Source organism: Streptomyces flavidovirens DSM 40150, from assembly GCF_000429085.1.
In the GTDB taxonomy this organism is placed as follows: domain Bacteria; phylum Actinomycetota; class Actinomycetes; order Streptomycetales; family Streptomycetaceae; genus Streptomyces; species Streptomyces flavidovirens.
The window spans coordinates 293,413-308,538 of the sequence record NZ_AUBE01000007.1 but is presented as its reverse complement, the minus strand read 5'-3'; the positions used below and the strand labels follow the sequence as shown (position 1 = coordinate 308,538).

The following is a 15,126-nucleotide window of genomic DNA, read 5'->3' as shown; positions in this document are numbered from 1 at the left end:
GCAGGTTGATGCGGCCTGAGGGGGAGGTGGAGGAGCTGGGGGCTGGGGCTCGGCTCGTCCATTCGGGTCGGCGCGAAGCTACGTGTCGATGCCGGTGACCTACGTGTCGATGCCGGTGACCGCTGTCGGCCCCAGCGGCGCCTCGTCCTCAGTGAGGCCCGCCTCCCGCAGGGCCGCGGCGGCCACCTGCTTCGCGTGCAGTTCCGCGCTGTGACTGTCGTCAGCGTCCACCTCCAGGCGGATGCTGAACGTGCCGTTGTCATTGACGGTGAGAATGTCCAGGTCTTCGGACTGGCCCAGTTGTGTGTGCTGCGGGTCGGCCGGGCGCAGGTGCTTCACCAGCGCGGCTCGTGCGCTCTCGGGCACTTCGCGCAGGAACGTGCCCGGAATGGAGATGAGGTAGGTGGTCATGCGGACTCCTCAGCCTGGACGTGTACGGCGTCGCCCACCGGTACTTCCGGACCCACGCCTCGCGGCGACCTGCGGGATGGATCTGTCAACATTCGTTACGACTACCCCAAGACGGGCTTGAATCCCCGCTCCGCCGTGTCAGCGCGCCCCGTGATGGGATGTGCCTCATGAGCGAGCCATCCTTGCGCGACCGTATCGAGCAGTACTACGCCACCGTGCCGCTGGTGTTCGCGGACGCGGAGGAGTTCGGCTCCTTGCGCCTGTTCGTACGAAAGGAGGCGGGCGCCCCGTACTACGGCGGTCCCAGCCATGCCCGCCCCGCCTCGGCAGGCCCCGTGACCGTCACCGCCGCCGACATCGCCAGGGTTCGCGCCCGGCAGCGCGAGCTGGGCGTGCCGGAGGCCTTCGAGTGGCTCGCCGAGGTGACACCGTCGCTGCGCGCCCGTCTTGAGGCAGTCGGCGACCCGGTGGCGGAACGCCCCCTCATGGCCCTTGACGCCCACTGTCCGTTGCCCCGGCCGTCCCTGCCCGCCGGCGTCACGCTCCGGGCCCTGGACGCCGACGACCCCGCCCTGCCCGCCGTACTCGCCATCCCTCACCTGGCCTTCGCCGCCGAGGGCACGGCCGTGGGCACGGCGGGCGGCACTGAGCTGGCGGCGGTGGCCGAGAGGCTCAGTGCGGACGGCACGGTGGCAACGACCCGCCCCTCCCTGCTGGCCGGACACAAGACGCTCGTCGCTGCGTTCGCCCAGGACGGCACTCCGCTCGCCTCGGGCCACTACCACCCGGCGAACGGCACCACCGAGATAGGCGGCATCGGTACCCTTCCCACCGCCCGTCGCCAGGGTCTCGGCGCTGCCGTCATGGTGGCGTTGGCCGCCCACGCCCGTGAGAGCGGGGTGCACACCGTCTTCCTCGCCTACGCGCAGGAGGCCGTCGCCCGTATGTACGCCCGTCTGGGCTTCCGCCGGGCCGGCGTCACCCTGCTGATCGCCAACCAGCCGGCCCGTGGTCAGCGGGTGCGGCATCCGTGACGTGCCTGCGGGTGGTGGAGAGCAGCGTCGCCCGGGGCGAGGCGCGGGCACGCCACCACCGTCTTCGACGGAGGCTTGATCACTGCTCGACCGTGGGCATTTCGGCCTCCACGGCCGGGGCGGGCGACCGGTCGGGCACGGGGTGGGTGACCCGGAGCTTGGACTGGCCGTGCGGCAGCCGCTCCCAGTCGTCCATGAAGCGGGCGACGAGGCCGTGCTTCGCGGCCAGCCGGATCAGGGTCTGGGTACGGTAGTAGAAGTCTTCGCCGAGCACCTGGTGTTCGGCTCCCTCCGTACGGTCGAAGGTGAAGTCGAAGAACCCGCCGGGTGCCAGCACCCGTCCGACGTGCGCGAGACATTCGTCGATGACCTCCACCGGGGAGTGCGAGAAGACGCTGTGGGCGTGCACCACCGTGAACCAGGCGTCGGGCAGGAAGTCCAGCTTCAGGTCCTGGACGGGGGTGAGATACGGGAGTCTGTCCTGCAGCCCGTACCCGACCAGGGTCTTCTTGGCCTCGATGAGGATGTCGGGCGAGATGTCGATCCCGTAGTAGTGGCCAGGCTCCAGGTACTGGATGAACCGCCATCCGGCGCGCAGATTGCCGCAGCCGATCTCCAGCATCCGGTCCTGCGGCTTCAGCCCATGCCCCATCAGATAGTCGTACTGCATCTGCCCGATGGCCAGCCAGCGGTCGCGCGAGGGTCCGCCGCCGACCGCCGCTTCCGGGCTTCGCGCCGTGTCGGACGCCATCACCGCCCGGTAGTACGCGACATGGTTCCCGCGGTGCCGCAGGCGCAGCCAGCTGTCCCGTCCCGCCCGGCGCAGGTAGGGCAGTACGCGCCGCGGATGCCGCAGCGCGTACTGCACCTTGTGGCCGAGTCGTGAACGGTTCGCCGACAGGCGCGAAGCGGGTGACTGATGCATGACGGCCTCCGTGCCATCGATGGGCTTGCCCTTTTTGTCGGATGCTAACCACGGGAACCCGGATACACCGCCCAAATACGCCGCCTCACTCCTTCGGGGGAACCGTTCCGCTGAGTGCGTCCCTCCGCGTGGTAGGCCGCCGCGACCGCCCCCAGCGTGGAGGGGACAGGCAGGCCGGGGAGCCGTCATCCCCGGCCGTATCCCCGAGCGAGGCAGGGCAGGCCGGCCATGCAGGAAACACGCTTCGTCGCCGGCCCGCCGGACCGTGTGCCGCGCGAGGCGCGCGAGCGCCGCTCCCCCGCCGCGGCGGCCGCGCGTCCGCTGCCCCTCCTGGCGGCCGTCGCCACGGCCTTCGCCCTCGCCCACCTCGCCGTGGTCGCCCCCGGTCTCGGTCTCGGCTGGGACGAGACCGTGTACGTCAGTCAGGTGAGCCCGCAGGCGCCGGCGGCCTTCTTCAGCGCACCCCGGGCGCGGGGCATCACGTACCTCGTCGCTCCGGTCACGTCGCTGACCACCTCGGTCCCGGCGCTGCGCGTGTACATGGCTGTGCTGGCCGGCTGCGGCCTGTTCCTCGCGCTGTGGGTGTGGCGCCGGCTGCTGCCCGCTCCCGTGCTCGCGGTCGCCGGGGCCCTGTTCGCGAGCCTGTGGGTCACGATGTTCTACGCCTCGCAGGCGATGCCCAACCTCTGGGTCGCGTACGGCGCCCTCGCGGCGGTGGGGTGCTTCCTGCGGGCCGCGCGGGACCCCGGCGACCACCGGGCGCTGATCGGCATGGGCGCCGGTGTGGCGTTCGCCGCGCTGATGCGTCCGTCCGACGCGGTGTGGCTGGCCCTGCCGCTCGTCGCGGCGGCCCTGGTTGCCCCGCGTACGCGTCGCAGGGGCCTGCTGGTCGCCGTGACGGGCGCGGGCGTCGCTCTCGGCTGCGCCGAGTGGGTGGTGGAGGCGTACCTCCACTACGGCGGTCTCGCCGCCCGGCTGCGGCGGGCCAGCGAGATCCAGGGCCACTTGGGCTGGTACTTCGCCGTCGACGACCACGTGCGGGCCCTGGGCGGCCGTGCGCTGTGCCGGCCCTGCGACGTGCCCTGGCGGCACCCGGCGTCCGGTCTCTGGTTCTTCGCGCTGCCTCTGCTGGTGGCGGGCGGTGTGCGGGCCGCCGTCCGCGCCCGGTACCGCGCGCCGATCGTGCTGGCCACGGTGGTGGGGGTGGCCCTGGCGGCGCCCTATCTGTTCACCGTCGGGTACGCGGCGCCGCGTTTCCTGCTGCCCGCGTACGCCCTGCTGGCCCTGCCCGTGGCGCAGTGCCTGGTCCGGGCGTGCGCGCCGCGGGCGCGGTGGCGGCGTATCACGGCGGGGCTCGTCGCCGTGGCCGTCGTCGTCCACCTGGCGATTCAGTACGTCCTGGTCGACGGGGTCGCGAACCGGGTACGGCGTGACACCGCGGACCTCACCCGGATCGCCGCCGAACTGCGGGCGCTGGGCGTACGTCCGCCGTGTGTGATCAGCGGTGACGAGGCGGTCCGGGTCGCGTTCCGGACCGGTTGCGCCTCCCGCCAGCCCGGCGGCCACGACGGAAGCATCACGCCACAGGCCCTCGCCGCCACGGCGCGCCACCGGCCCGTCGCGGTCCTGGTCTCGTACGGGGGACGCCCCCCTGCGTACGCCCGCCAGTGGCGCATGCACCCGCTTCCCAACCTGGGCCGCCGGACAGGTTTCGGCGCCTACGTGGCGGGGGCCGGGCCGTTGGATGAGGAGCGGCGCTCGGGTGTCGTTACCGACGGATCGCCGCCGGCCGCGGCGGCCGTCGCGCTGAGGAGCCGGCGTGCGGGACACATCCATTGCGCGGTCCGGCCGTTGTACGAGTGACCGGCATTCTCACTTGGCCGCCCCCAAGGGGCGTTTGGAGTACCCGAATTGAAAACTGACATCGAGGCCGTCCTGCGCGTGACAGGAGTCGCCGTCACCGCAGGAGCCGTCCTGACGGCCGGGCCGCTTTCCGCTCCGGCACAGGCGGACACGCTCAAGGCGCCCACGATCGTCGCCAAGGGCGGCTTCCTGATGAACAACGGCACGGGGAAGACCCTCTTCACCAAGGCCGCGGACAGGCGTCTTCCCACGGGCTCCAGCCACCAAGATCATGACGGCGCGGGTGGTGCTGGCGGAGAAGAACCTCAACCTGGACGCCAAGGTCACGATCCAGAAGGCGTACAGCGACTACATCGTCTCGAACACCGCGTCGTCGGCCCGCCTGATCGTCGGCGACAAGGTCACCGTCCGCCAGCTGCTGTACGGGCTCATGCTCCCCTCCGGCTGCGACGCGGCGTACGCACTGGCCGACAAGTTCGGCAGCGGGTCCACGCGAGCCAAGCGCGTGAAGTCGTTCATCGGGAAGATGAACTCGACCGCCAGGAGCCTGGGTTTGAAGAACACGCACTTCGATTCGTTCGACGGCATCGGAATCACCTCGAACTACTCGACACCGCGCGACCTGACGAAGCTCGCCGGCAACGCGATGAGGTACCCCACCTTCCGTACGGTCGTGAAGACGAAGTCGACTAAGCAGAAGGTCACGACGAAGAACAACGGCTACCGCTACATGTCCTGGACCAACACCAACACCCTGCTCGGCAGTTACTCCGGCGCGATCGGCGTCAAGACCGGCTCGGGCCCGGAGGCCAAGTACTGCTTGGTCTTTGCCGCGACCCGGAGCGGCAGGACAGTCATCGGCACGGTCCTCGCCTCCTCCTCGGAGGTCCAGCGGGCGACGGACGCGAAGAAACTGATGGACTACGGCTTCAAGAAGTAACCGGACGTTCAGGGGAGACTCCGGTCGGTGACCGTGGGAGGAGCGCGGGCGGCGGAGGCGAGGTTCCGGAGAGGCTGCGTACCCTTGGAACAGGACGTCCTGCACCGTTCGGGGAGGTTCGTCATGGCCCGTGGTCACCGCTTTCACCTCGATCAGGACGGGCACTCGATCAGCGTCCAGGTCGGACGGCATTCCGACGGCATCGAGGTCCTGGTGGACGGCAAGGTCGTCGCCTACCGGCGGGGCCGCCCCAAAGGCGCAACGGTCCTGACCGCCGAGCTGCCCGAGGATCCGCCCCGGCCGTTCCGCATCATCGTCGAAGACATGGGTGGCGAGCTTTTCTGTGCGATGGAGGCCTCCGGTTCGCGCTTCCTCATGCCGCAGGTGCCCTTGTGGCATCCGGCGCAGGAACCGCCGCCGCGCACCGGCCGCTCCCGCCCCCTGAGGCGCCTGCGGAGGTTGCTGCGACGCCTGTGAACACCGGCCGCCGCTACTCTCCGACGGCCCCGTCGATCCGCTCGCGCAGCAGGTCGGCGTGGCCGTTGTGCCGGGCGTACTCCTCGATCATGTGAGTGACGATGTAGCGGAGGGTGTACACCTCATCGCGCCGGCGAACGATGGCGTCGAGTGACTCGGCGGATTCCACGATCGCGCGGGATCGCGCGCACGCCGCGTGCCAGATCCGGAACGCCTCGTCGGGATCGGCCGAGTCGGTGGCGAACTCGGCGAACGTGCCGTTCACCTTCCCCGGCCAGTAGCCCGCGACGTCCTCGCCGTTCCACACGACCTGGAACCACATCCGCTCGACCTCGGCCACATGCCGGACGAGTCCGAGCAGGGACAGGCCGGACGGCGGTATCGCCTTCTCCCTCAGCCGGCTGGTGGTCAGTCCGGCGCACTTCATGGCCAGGGTCTCGCGCTGGTACTGCAGAAAGCCGGTCAGCGAGGCGCGTTCGCCGGCTGTCCGCGAGGGTTCGGTCCGCTGGTGATCACTCATGCGGGCATCCTGCCAGTGACCGGCGCCGGCCGAGGTGTGGAGCCGGGCCGTCAGGAAGCGGCTGGTCCCAGCAGGCCGAGGAGGCCGCGGGCCGTTGGGCTCGTGGACTCCTCCAGGGGTAGCGCGGTCACACTGCTGTACGTCAGGCGCCCTGCACCGGCCAGCGGGACGGCGCTCAGGCCTTCCGCCTCCGGTTTGCGCGCGAAATGCTGGGGGACGAGCGCGACGCCCAGCGACTCACGGACCAGCTCCAGCAGGCTGTGGACATCACTGACCTCCAGTGCGACCTGTCGGCCGATCCCGGCGGCGGCGAACGCCGCGTCGCCGACTCTGCGTGGCCCCCAGTCGGAGTGGAAGTCGATGAACGGCTCGTCGCGCAGGTCGTGCAAGGAGACCTCGTCCGCCCCGCCCAGCGCGTGTTCCGGGTGGCACAGCAGCAGCATCGGCTCGTCCGTGAGCGGCAGCATCCGTACGGTCCGGGGCGTGTCCCCGCAGTCGATGGCGAACGCCAGGTCGAGCCGGCCGCTGCCGACCTCTTCGACGAGCTGCGCTGAAGCCGCCTGACGCAGCCGGATCTCCACCCGCGGGTGCTGCTGATGGAAGCGCGCGAGCAGTCCCGGAACGTACACGCCCGCGATGCACTGCTCGGTGCCCACGGTGAGCGTGCCGCGCAGAAGCCCCTGGACCGCGGCAACGGCGTCCTTGGCGGCGCGGGCGGCCGCGAGAGTACGCCGCGCCTCGGCCAGCAGCGCGCGCCCCGCCTCGGTCAGGCCGACCGACCGGGTGGTGCGGGCGAACAGCGCCGTGCCCAGCTCCCGCTCCAGCTCGCGCACGGACGCCGACAGCCCGGACTGCGACACCATCAGTCGCTGCGCGGCGCGGGTGAAGTGGCACTCCTCGGCCACCGCGACGAAGTACTCCAGGTGTCTCAGCTCCATGATTCAGAAGCATAGCTTCTCAAATCATTCGGATTCTTCTGTTGGACGGGATGACGGCGGCCCGGCAGTCTGGGTACGCGGCGCCGCTCCGCGCAGCGCCCCGCTCCCCCGCCGACCCGCACTTCCCCAGAGGAGAGCCACGTGTACTCCGCCCACCCCGGCCGGTACGACACCATGCCGTACCGCCGTGTCGGCCGCAGCGGTCTGAAGCTGCCCGCGCTGTCGCTCGGCCTGTGGCACAACTTCGGCAGCGACCGCGGCCTCGACACCCAGCGCGCAATCCTGAGGTGCGCCTTCGACCTGGGGGTCACCCACTTCGACCTCGCCAACAACTACGGCCCGCCGCCCGGGGAGGCCGAGACCGTCTTCGGGCGCGTCTTCGCGGAGGACTTCGCGCCGTACCGGGACGAGATCGTCGTCTCCACGAAGGCCGGGTACCTGATGTGGCCGGGCCCGTACGGGGAGTGGGGTTCGCGGAAGTACCTGCTCGCGTCCCTCGACCAGAGCCTGCGCCGGATGAGGCTGGGCCATGTCGACATCTTCTACTCGCACCGCTACGACCCCGGCACCCCGCTCGAAGAGACCATGGGGGCGCTGCACACCGCAGTCCAGCAGGGCAAGGCGCTGTACGCGGGCATCTCCAACTACCCCGCCGAGGAGACGCGGAGGGCCGCCACGATCCTGCGCGAGCTCGGCACCCCCCTGCTGATCCACCAGCCCCGGTACTCGATGCTGGACCGCGCCGCGGAGGACGGACTGCTGGACACCCTGCGGGAGGTGGGAAGCGGCGCCATCGCCTACTCGCCGCTCGCGCAGGGGCTGCTCACGGACCGCTACCTGGACGGTGTTCCCGAAGGCTCCCGCGCCGCCGGTACGAGCCCGTTCCTGACCGCGGACGCGGTGACGGACGCGCTGGTGTCGCGCCTGCGGTCGCTGAACGAACTCGCGGTCGAACGAGGCCAGTCACTGGCTCAGCTCGCGCTGGCCTGGGCGCTGCGCGACGACACGGTGGCCTCGGCGGTCGTCGGAGCGAGCAGCGTCCGCCAGCTTCGCGGCAGCGTCGAGGCCATGGCCCGGCTGGAGTTCAGCGACGCCGAACTCCGGCGCGTCGAGGCGATCCTCGGCAAGGACTAGCGGATGAGGGCGTGGGTCAGCGTCATCAGGCGTTTCCGGGCGTCGGCGTCGTACGCCTGCTCGTGGGCCCGGGTGTCGGTGAACTGGTCGAAATAGCGGCCGGTGACGCCAGCGAGGTCCGGGTCGATGAGCAGGCGTACGGTCGGCCGTACGCCCTCGTCGATGCTCGTGACCGGCGCGAGGCCGTACTCGCGGACCCCGTTGGTGTCCATGAGGTGGGCCGGATGGAGGGTGTTGACCGTGATGCCCGTACCGTCGAGTTCGGCGGCCAGCTCGAAAGTCGCCATGATCATCGCGAGTTTGCTGCGGCAGTAGGCGCGCAGGCCCTCGTAGCCCCGCTCCAGCATGAGGTTGTCGAAGTCGATGGCCTCCTGGCCGACCGAGGCGACATTCACCACGCGTGCGGGCGCCGAGGCGGTGAGCAGCGGGAGCAGGTCTCGGGTGAGCGCGTAGGGGGCGAGGTGGTTCACGGCGAACCGCAGCTCGTGGCCCTGGCGGCTCAGCTCCCGCCGAAGCGGCTCGGCGCCGCCGCCCGCGACGGCGTTGTTGACCAGCGCGTCGAGCCGGGGCTCGGCGGCGCGGATCCGGGCGGCCATGGCGTGCACCTGGTCCAGGTCCGCCAGATCGGCGAGGTAGGTGCGGACGGTGGTGTCAGGAGCGGCGGCCCGTACGTCGGCCGCGACGGAATCGAGGCGGCTGCGGTCACGTCCGTGCAGCAGGAGGGTGCCGCCCCGTGCGGCCAGGTCGAGTGCGATGCCACGGCCCAGGCCCTGGGTCGCGCCGGTGATCAAGGTTGTGAGTTGCTTCATGCCGGTCATGGTGGTGTACGGCGCGGCGCAGCGGACAGGGTGTGGTGAACCTGGTGTCGCCACCACCACCCAGGTCGTTCGCTCAGGGCTATCCTGGGCACAGGGACCCTTCGCCGTTGGAGCAGTCGATGCGCGACCACAGTCCCGAGCGGGACAAGCGGCGGCGCCCCGTGGCCGGCCCTCCCCCGCCGCAGGCCCGACGCCGTGCGTTGAGACTCAGACGCCTGCTGGCGGCGGTCCATATGCCGCTGTATCTGGCCCTCGCCGTGCTGTTCGGCGTATGGGCCTGGCGGTCGCAAGGGGGCTCCGCCCCCAGTCCCTGGGCGCTGGGGGCCATCTCGCTGCTCTTCGCCGTTCTGGCTTTGCTGGCACTTGTCGATGTCGCGGTCATCAGGGAGCACCACCGTCACCGGAGCACGCGCCGCTGACCGGGCGGAGCGAGCCCCGGTGCGAGGACGAGAGTGACCGCGAGGGAAGCCGCTGCCATCACAGCGATCCCTGCCGACGGCGAGGTGTACTGGGCGACAGCGCCGGCCAGGGTGGCGCCTGCTCCCTGCATGGTGAGCATCCCGGAGGAATGCAATCCGAGGGCGTGCCCGCTCAGTTCGTGCGGAGTCAGGACCAGCAGACGCTCCTGGAACAACAGGCTCGCCGAGTAACCGGTGGTGGCGAGCACGACCGCCGCCATCGCGGGAATCAGTGCCGGGCGCAGGGCGAAGACCAGGTAGGGGGCGGCGAGCAGGAGACTCAGCGGGACGCCGAGGCGTTGCCGCCACTGTGGGGGAACGTATCTGCCGACGAGGATGTCGCCGGCCAGCATGCCCAGTGCGCCGCACGCGAAGAGGAGTCCGGCGTGCTGGGGAGCGTACGGGACGTACAGGGACTCGCATCCGACGATCAGCCCATGGGGCACCCAGAGAGCCAGGTACACGCGGCGTCGTGGCCCGGAGGACCACAACAGGGCGTTGTTCCGCCAGGTCCGGGTGATCGACGGCCGGCCGTCGCCGCGCGCAGGGCGGCGGCTCAGTCCGAAGCGGGCCACGGCCGCGGCCGCCAGGTACAGGGCGGCTCCGGTGAGCAGCGTGCCGCGCGGCGACAGCGCGGTGACAAGTACGCCGCCGACGGCGAACCCGCAGAGCTGCGTCGCGCCGGTGGCCATGTTGAGCGCGGAGCGGCCCAGCAGGTATCCGTCTTTCGCCAGAATCTCGTTGAGCAGCCCGTAGCGCACTCCGCCGCCGAGGGCGGATACGGCCCCCAGGCCAAGGACGATGGCGAAGAGCGCCGCCACGGGCAGGCCGGGGATCGCCTGGACGGCGGTGCCGAGGCCGAAGAACAGGGACAGGCCGGTCAGCGCCGCGCGTGGCGGCAGCCGGTCGGCTGCCGCGAGCAGCGTCGCGGCCCCGGTCACCTGGGCGAGGGAGGGGCCGAACATGGCGAGGGCGGACAGAAGCGGTGAGCCGGTCGCCGTGTAGATCAGCGTGCCCAGGGCCAGTCCGCTCACGGTCTGGGCCGCCACCTGCGCGGCGGACGTCAGGAACAGCGGCGTGAACTCCCGGACCCGGCAGAGGTCGCGATAGGTGCGCATGGCCGGAGTCTGCGAGGGGCCGCGGAAACGGCGTTAATGTTTCGCGGGGAGGCGAATCATGGGCTGGTGGCACGTCAGCGCGGACACGCTCGCGGGAAGCCGCTTCGTCCTCTCGCCCCTGGCCGAGGTCACCGCGAGCCTGAAGGCCCTGGAGCGGGGTACGGTCGCGCATCCGGGCGAGCGCGCCTGGATGGATGCCCACCTGCCCGCGTACCGAAGGCGGACGGCGGACGACCCAGTCGCTGCACTGCTCGTGCGAGCCGGTCTGGGGCGCTCCTGGAACGCCACCTTCCTCACCCCTACGCCGACCGGCACGGGCGAGCAGACCTTCGGGGACGAGCTGGAGCGGATACGCCGTACGCCGGCTGGGACGGCACGTACGGACCTGGAGGTGTCGCTGGGCGGACCGCTTCCCGCGCAGTTGCGGCGCTCCGATCTTCCCGAGAGGGCGGCCGGTCTCCTGGAGTGGGTGTGGACGCGTACGGTGGCGCCGTACTGGCCGCGCCGCCGGCGCGTCATCGAGGCGGACGTCGTCGCGCGTACGGCGCAGTTGTGCCGGGGCGGCTGGGCCTGCGCGCTGGACGACATGCGCGCGGGTATGCGCTGGCTCGGGGAGAGCCGCCTGCAGATCACCGCACACGATCATCCGCCGCGTGAGATGTCCGGAGCGCGGTTGATGTTTGTGCCCGTCACTCCCCGCCAGAGCTGGGTCTCGTGGGAATCGGACCGCTGCGCCGTTGTCTACCCGTGCTCGGGTTCCCTGGCTGACGTGGGCCGCACTCAGGCACCCGAGCCGCTGCGCGCCCTGCTGGGGCAGGCGCGGGCGGCCGTCCTCGTCCTTCTCGACAGTCCGAAGAGCACGACTCAACTGGTGGCCCTGACCGGTCAGGGACTGGGATCGGTGGGGCGGCACCTGAAAGTCCTGCTCGACGCTCGTCTCGTCCAGCGGCGACGTGCCGGACGTTCAGTCCTCTACTACCGCACGGCCGCCGGTGAGGTTCTGGTGAAGGTCCAAGGGGACGTATGACGGCCGCGCGCCGAAGGCGGCGTGCACTGCCATCTGCCATCTGCCATGAATTGCTCAAGAGCACGCCAACAGCGCACCATCACGAATCTAAGGCCTGAACTTCACCGCTACGTTTCCCCAGTGACATCGAATCGCATCGCATCGTCCGTACCGATAAGCACGGGGCGCCGCGCATTACTGCGGGCCACTGTCGCGGCAACTGCCGCTGCTGGAGCGGGAATCGCGCTGGGCGCCTCGTCGGCCACGGCCGCGTCGTCGGCCGCGACGACGAGCACACCGCGCGGTCCCGACGAGGCGCTGCGCGAGTTGGCCGCCGGCAACCGCCGGTGGCGGACATTCCAGCAGCGACATCCTCACGAGACACCATTCGTGCGCCAGTCGCTCGTGTCGGGCCAGAAGCCCTTCGCCGTCGTTCTGGCATGCGTCGATTCCCGCGTGCCGCCGGAACTGGTCTTCGACCAGGGGCTCGGCGACCTCATGACGGTGCGGTCGGCGGGCACGGTCCTGGATGAAGCCGTACTGGGCAGCGTCGCCTACGGCGCCCTGGAACTGGGCATACCCCTGATCATGGTCCTCGGGCACGAGTCGTGCGGCGCGGTCTCCGCCGCTGTCCGCGCAGAGCAGACCGGGGATCAACTCCCCGCGCACATACAGTACTTGGCTGATCAAATACGTCCGGCCATAGACCATGTCCAGCACGGTGACGCCCGTATCGACTCGACGATCACCCGGAACGTGGGCATGGTCCGCAAGCGGCTCGCAGCCGAGCGGGATCTGGCGGACCGGGTCGCCGCGGGAAAGCTCGCCATCGTCGGGGCGCGTTACGAACTCCACTCGCAACGTGTGCATGCCATCACCTGACCCCGTCCCCACGTCCCGGCGTGGGGCGATCCGGGGGCCTGCAAGGGCGTCCTAGTCCAGTGCCAGCTCTCCCACCCTCTGGTCCCCGCTCATCTCCCCGGTGGGCACGAAGCCCAGCCGCAGGTAGAAGCGCTCGGGTCCTTCCTCGCCCGGGTGCCAGCTGGTGGTGAGGCGCGTGCCTCCGCGGCGGCGGATTTCGGCGGCCACGGACTCGACCGCGAAGCGGCCGTAGCCGCGGCCCTGTTCGCCGGCCGCGATGTTGAGGCGCCAGAGGCCCGAGCGGATGTCGGTGCCCTTGCCGTCGCCGGCGAAGTCGATGTCGAAGAAGGCCATGAGGAATCCCACGAGCCGGTCACCGTCGAGGATGAGGCGGGGCCAGGCCGTGCGCGGGTGCACGTACGCCTCGGCGAGGGACTTCACGACCGGCGAGACCAGGTGTTCCTGGTCGGGGCGGACCCTCAGGCCGATCGCGGCGTCGATGTTGTCGGCAGTGATCTTCTCCAGCCGGAGTGCGGTTGTCATACGGAAACCGTAATCCGGTCGGTCCAGTGATTTTTTCGCGCCGCCGCGCTCTACCACAACAGACGAGCCCATGCCCCAAGAACAGCGCTACGACGGCTCGATCCGGAGTCCATGACCTGTTTTCGGACAACGATCCGCGACTCGCGTGCCCCCAGACAACCCATGCTGCCCTCCACCAACTCTCACAGGCCGGAGACAGTTTCGCGATCAGAGCCCTTCGCGCCTCGTCGGCCCGACCGGATCCTTGCGCCGGCTGTCCCTCCACGGTCCCAGCAGGTACTCGGAGAACGAGGAACGATGACCAGATTCCAGCAAGCCCGTCCATGGCGTGCGGTGATCGCTGCCGCTGCGGCGATCACCGTGACCGCCGGTGTCGTCGCCGCCGCACCCGACGCCCAGACGCAGGCCCAGCCCACGCCGAAGCTCAGCCTGATCGCCGCCTCGACGTCGGTGACGCTCGACTCGTGGAAGGAAGAACCCGGCGTCTACCTGGACCTCGGTACGTACGTCACCGCCGAGAACGGGCCTCTCGAACTCAAGGTGACCCGCAAGTCGTACAAGGACCCGGTCGTGGCCACTCAGGTCATCCGTGAGGGGACGAGGACCCGGACCAGAACCCTTCCCCAGGGCTTGGTGAAGGACTTCGCGGGGCTGCCGGACTTCGCCAAGGTCACCATCACCGACGCCAGTGGCAGGAAGGTGATGGACAAGCTTGAGGCCTTCTGTCCGAACAACGCCTCCGGACGGGTACGTCCCGACGCCCCGGCCAAGTCGAAGTACCCCGAGAGCTGCCCCATCAACCCGTTCACGCTCGGTTCGGTGTGGGGCGTCGAGAACGGCTGGGCGTCCAACACGTACGCGGGCTACTACTCCGCCCCGGTCGCCCTGCCCGCCGGGAAATACACCGCCAAGGTGTCGGTGACCAAGCGCTACCGCGACCTGTTCGGCATGGAGAACAAGCCTCGGACGATCAAGGTGACCGTACGCGAGCGCAGTTACGACGACGAGCGGCCGGGCGCGGGATCGGCGGCCGCCATGCGCCACGGGTCACAGGGGTCGCAGGGGTCGCACGGGTCGCACGCGGCCGGGCATTCCGGTCACGGCGCGATGCGCGCGCCCGCGCCGGCCGCCGCGACGAGCGGGGCGGGTCCGTCGTACAACGTGGGCCACGGACCCCACACTCCCGCGCCGCCGGCCCTTCCCTGGTCGCTCAAGAAGGCAGCTCTCCGGGCGGCGCCGGTGGGCGACGCGGCCGGGCAGACGGACGGCTCGCGGAAGGCTCCCGCGGTGAAGCCCGCCGCGAAGCGGCCGGCCGGCACGCCGAGCGTGCCCGACGTGCCGAAGCCCGACCTCCGTTCGCTGCCGGCCTACGGCATCACCATCAGCAAGGGGCAGGGCGACACGTCGCGCAAGGACTACCTGGCCTTCAGCGCCAATGTGTGGAACGCGGGTCCCGCGCAGCTGGTCGTCGACGGGTTCCGTACTCCCGGCAAGGAGCTGATGGACGCCTATCAGTACTTCTACGACACCGACGGGAAGCAGGTCGGCTACACGCCGACCGGCACCATGGAGTGGGACCCGCGTCCGGGTCACGAGCACTGGCACTTCACCGACTTCGCCAGCTACCGGCTGCTCAAGGCCGACAAGAAGGAGTCGGTGCGCAGCGGCAAGGAGGCCTTCTGCCTGGCCAACACCGATGCCGTCGACTACACCGTCAAGAACGCCAACTGGCATCCGGGCAACACCGACCTGTCCACCGCGTGCGGGCAGGAGAACTCGATCTCTGTCCGTGAGGTGCTGGACGTCGGCTCCGGCGACACGTACACCCAGGACCTTCCCGGCCAGTCCTTCGACATCAGCGATCTGCCGAACGGCACCTACTACATCCAGGTGCTGGCCAACCCGGAGAAGCGGCTGAAGGAGACCAGCCTGAACAACAACAGCGCTCTGCGCAAGGTCGTCCTGGGCGGCCGGGCGGGCGCCCGTACGGTGACCGTGCCCGCGCACGACCTGGTCGACGCCAACTGACGTTCCCTTGTCGTGGCCGCCGTCGTACCGGCCCCGAAGGGCGGGTACGACG

The 15,126-nt window shown here is 70.3% G+C and carries 15 protein-coding genes and 1 pseudogene; 9 read left to right on the top strand and 7 right to left on the bottom strand.

Translation table 11 applies throughout. The features are described from left to right. Nucleotides 1-99: 99 nt before the first annotated feature. A complete protein-coding gene (locus G412_RS0114615) occupies nucleotides 100-411 on the bottom strand; it encodes a hypothetical protein (protein WP_028812746.1) in 312 nt (103 codons plus the stop codon). A gap of 167 nt (nucleotides 412-578) precedes the next feature. Between G412_RS0114615 and G412_RS0114610 the strand changes: the two genes are divergently transcribed. After that, nucleotides 579-1,445 carry a GNAT family N-acetyltransferase gene (locus G412_RS0114610; RefSeq protein WP_028812745.1) on the top strand — a complete coding sequence of 289 codons (867 nt, stop codon included), beginning with the start codon at nucleotides 579-581 and terminating at the stop codon, nucleotides 1,443-1,445. 79 nt (nucleotides 1,446-1,524) lie between these two features. Here the strand turns inward: G412_RS0114610 and G412_RS34445 are convergent, their stop codons facing one another. Further along, nucleotides 1,525-2,370: a class I SAM-dependent methyltransferase gene (locus tag G412_RS34445; protein ID WP_051338346.1), complete on the bottom strand. Its 846-nt coding sequence runs from the start codon at nucleotides 2,368-2,370 to the stop codon at nucleotides 1,525-1,527. A 228-nt stretch (nucleotides 2,371-2,598) separates the two neighbouring features. Between G412_RS34445 and G412_RS34440 the strand changes: the two genes are divergently transcribed. From G412_RS34440 to G412_RS37170, 3 genes and pseudogenes are all read left to right on the top strand, one after another. After that, a complete protein-coding gene (locus G412_RS34440) occupies nucleotides 2,599-4,233 on the top strand; it encodes a hypothetical protein (protein WP_244282964.1) in 1,635 nt (544 codons plus the stop codon). Nucleotides 4,234-4,305: 72 nt separating this feature from the next. Next, nucleotides 4,306-5,173, top strand: a pseudogene (locus tag G412_RS34435) (D-alanyl-D-alanine carboxypeptidase family protein). 123 nt (nucleotides 5,174-5,296) lie between these two features. Beyond that, nucleotides 5,297-5,650, top strand: a complete 354-nt coding sequence (locus tag G412_RS37170) for a hypothetical protein (RefSeq protein ID WP_157839096.1) — start codon at nucleotides 5,297-5,299, stop codon at nucleotides 5,648-5,650. Nucleotides 5,651-5,663: 13 nt separating this feature from the next. Here the strand turns inward: G412_RS37170 and G412_RS0114580 are convergent, their stop codons facing one another. Then, nucleotides 5,664-6,170 carry a DinB family protein gene (locus tag G412_RS0114580; RefSeq protein ID WP_028812744.1) on the bottom strand — a complete coding sequence of 169 codons (507 nt, stop codon included), beginning with the start codon at nucleotides 6,168-6,170 and terminating at the stop codon, nucleotides 5,664-5,666. A gap of 50 nt (nucleotides 6,171-6,220) precedes the next feature. Then, nucleotides 6,221-7,108 (bottom strand): LysR family transcriptional regulator, encoded by an 888-nt coding sequence (locus G412_RS0114575; protein ID WP_028812743.1) that lies wholly within the window; start codon nucleotides 7,106-7,108, stop codon nucleotides 6,221-6,223. Between the two features lie 141 nt (nucleotides 7,109-7,249). Between G412_RS0114575 and G412_RS0114570 the strand changes: the two genes are divergently transcribed. Next, the gene (locus G412_RS0114570) at nucleotides 7,250-8,242 is read left to right on the top strand and encodes an aldo/keto reductase (protein WP_028812742.1); all 993 of its coding nucleotides are present in this window, start codon (nucleotides 7,250-7,252) and stop codon (nucleotides 8,240-8,242) included. Here G412_RS0114570 and G412_RS0114565 read toward each other — a convergent pair. Further along, entirely contained in the window at nucleotides 8,239-9,051 is an 813-nt protein-coding gene (locus G412_RS0114565; protein WP_028812741.1) for an SDR family NAD(P)-dependent oxidoreductase, read from the bottom strand. The two genes, G412_RS0114570 and G412_RS0114565, sit on opposite strands and share 4 nt — an antisense overlap. Nucleotides 9,052-9,179: 128 nt before the next feature. On the opposite strand from G412_RS0114565, the gene G412_RS39655 reads away from it, so the two are divergent. Further along, nucleotides 9,180-9,479 carry a hypothetical protein gene (locus G412_RS39655; protein ID WP_157839095.1) on the top strand — a complete coding sequence of 100 codons (300 nt, stop codon included), beginning with the start codon at nucleotides 9,180-9,182 and terminating at the stop codon, nucleotides 9,477-9,479. On the opposite strand, the gene G412_RS34420 is transcribed toward G412_RS39655, so the two are convergent. Then, on the bottom strand, nucleotides 9,458-10,636 hold the full coding sequence (locus G412_RS34420; protein ID WP_037648784.1) for an MFS transporter: 1,179 nt from the start codon (nucleotides 10,634-10,636) through the stop codon (nucleotides 9,458-9,460). The genes G412_RS39655 and G412_RS34420 overlap by 22 nt on opposite strands. Before the next feature lie 58 nt (nucleotides 10,637-10,694). Here G412_RS34420 and G412_RS0114550 point away from each other — a divergent pair, with 58 nt between their 5' ends. Both G412_RS0114550 and G412_RS0114545 read left to right on the top strand, forming a co-directional pair. Next, nucleotides 10,695-11,663 carry a winged helix-turn-helix domain-containing protein gene (locus G412_RS0114550; protein WP_028812740.1) on the top strand — a complete coding sequence of 323 codons (969 nt, stop codon included), beginning with the start codon at nucleotides 10,695-10,697 and terminating at the stop codon, nucleotides 11,661-11,663. Between the two features lie 120 nt (nucleotides 11,664-11,783). Further along, on the top strand, nucleotides 11,784-12,524 hold the full coding sequence (locus G412_RS0114545; protein WP_051338343.1) for a carbonic anhydrase: 741 nt from the start codon (nucleotides 11,784-11,786) through the stop codon (nucleotides 12,522-12,524). A gap of 51 nt (nucleotides 12,525-12,575) precedes the next feature. On the opposite strand, the gene G412_RS0114540 is transcribed toward G412_RS0114545, so the two are convergent. Then, the gene (locus G412_RS0114540; RefSeq protein ID WP_028812738.1) at nucleotides 12,576-13,046 is read right to left on the bottom strand and encodes a GNAT family N-acetyltransferase; all 471 of its coding nucleotides are present in this window, start codon (nucleotides 13,044-13,046) and stop codon (nucleotides 12,576-12,578) included. A gap of 297 nt (nucleotides 13,047-13,343) precedes the next feature. On the opposite strand from G412_RS0114540, the gene G412_RS0114535 reads away from it, so the two are divergent. Next, nucleotides 13,344-15,074: a lysyl oxidase family protein gene (locus G412_RS0114535; protein ID WP_028812737.1), complete on the top strand. Its 1,731-nt coding sequence runs from the start codon at nucleotides 13,344-13,346 to the stop codon at nucleotides 15,072-15,074. Nucleotides 15,075-15,126: the final 52 nt, after the last annotated feature.

Coding starts and splice junctions, on each gene's coding strand:
- G412_RS0114535 (WP_028812737.1), top strand. CDS start 13,344: ATGACCAGATTCCAGCAAGCCCGTCCATGGCGTGCGGTGATCGCTGCC.
- G412_RS34440 (WP_244282964.1), top strand. CDS start 2,599: ATGCAGGAAACACGCTTCGTCGCCGGCCCGCCGGACCGTGTGCCGCGC.
- G412_RS37170 (WP_157839096.1), top strand. CDS start 5,297: ATGGCCCGTGGTCACCGCTTTCACCTCGATCAGGACGGGCACTCGATC.
- G412_RS0114565 (WP_028812741.1), bottom strand. CDS start 9,051: ATGAAGCAACTCACAACCTTGATCACCGGCGCGACCCAGGGCCTGGGC.
- G412_RS0114580 (WP_028812744.1), bottom strand. CDS start 6,170: ATGAGTGATCACCAGCGGACCGAACCCTCGCGGACAGCCGGCGAACGC.
- G412_RS34420 (WP_037648784.1), bottom strand. CDS start 10,636: ATGCGCACCTATCGCGACCTCTGCCGGGTCCGGGAGTTCACGCCGCTG.
- G412_RS0114575 (WP_028812743.1), bottom strand. CDS start 7,108: ATGGAGCTGAGACACCTGGAGTACTTCGTCGCGGTGGCCGAGGAGTGC.
- G412_RS0114615 (WP_028812746.1), bottom strand. CDS start 411: ATGACCACCTACCTCATCTCCATTCCGGGCACGTTCCTGCGCGAAGTG.
- G412_RS0114550 (WP_028812740.1), top strand. CDS start 10,695: ATGGGCTGGTGGCACGTCAGCGCGGACACGCTCGCGGGAAGCCGCTTC.
- G412_RS39655 (WP_157839095.1), top strand. CDS start 9,180: ATGCGCGACCACAGTCCCGAGCGGGACAAGCGGCGGCGCCCCGTGGCC.
- G412_RS0114610 (WP_028812745.1), top strand. CDS start 579: ATGAGCGAGCCATCCTTGCGCGACCGTATCGAGCAGTACTACGCCACC.
- G412_RS34445 (WP_051338346.1), bottom strand. CDS start 2,370: ATGCATCAGTCACCCGCTTCGCGCCTGTCGGCGAACCGTTCACGACTC.
- G412_RS0114540 (WP_028812738.1), bottom strand. CDS start 13,046: ATGACAACCGCACTCCGGCTGGAGAAGATCACTGCCGACAACATCGAC.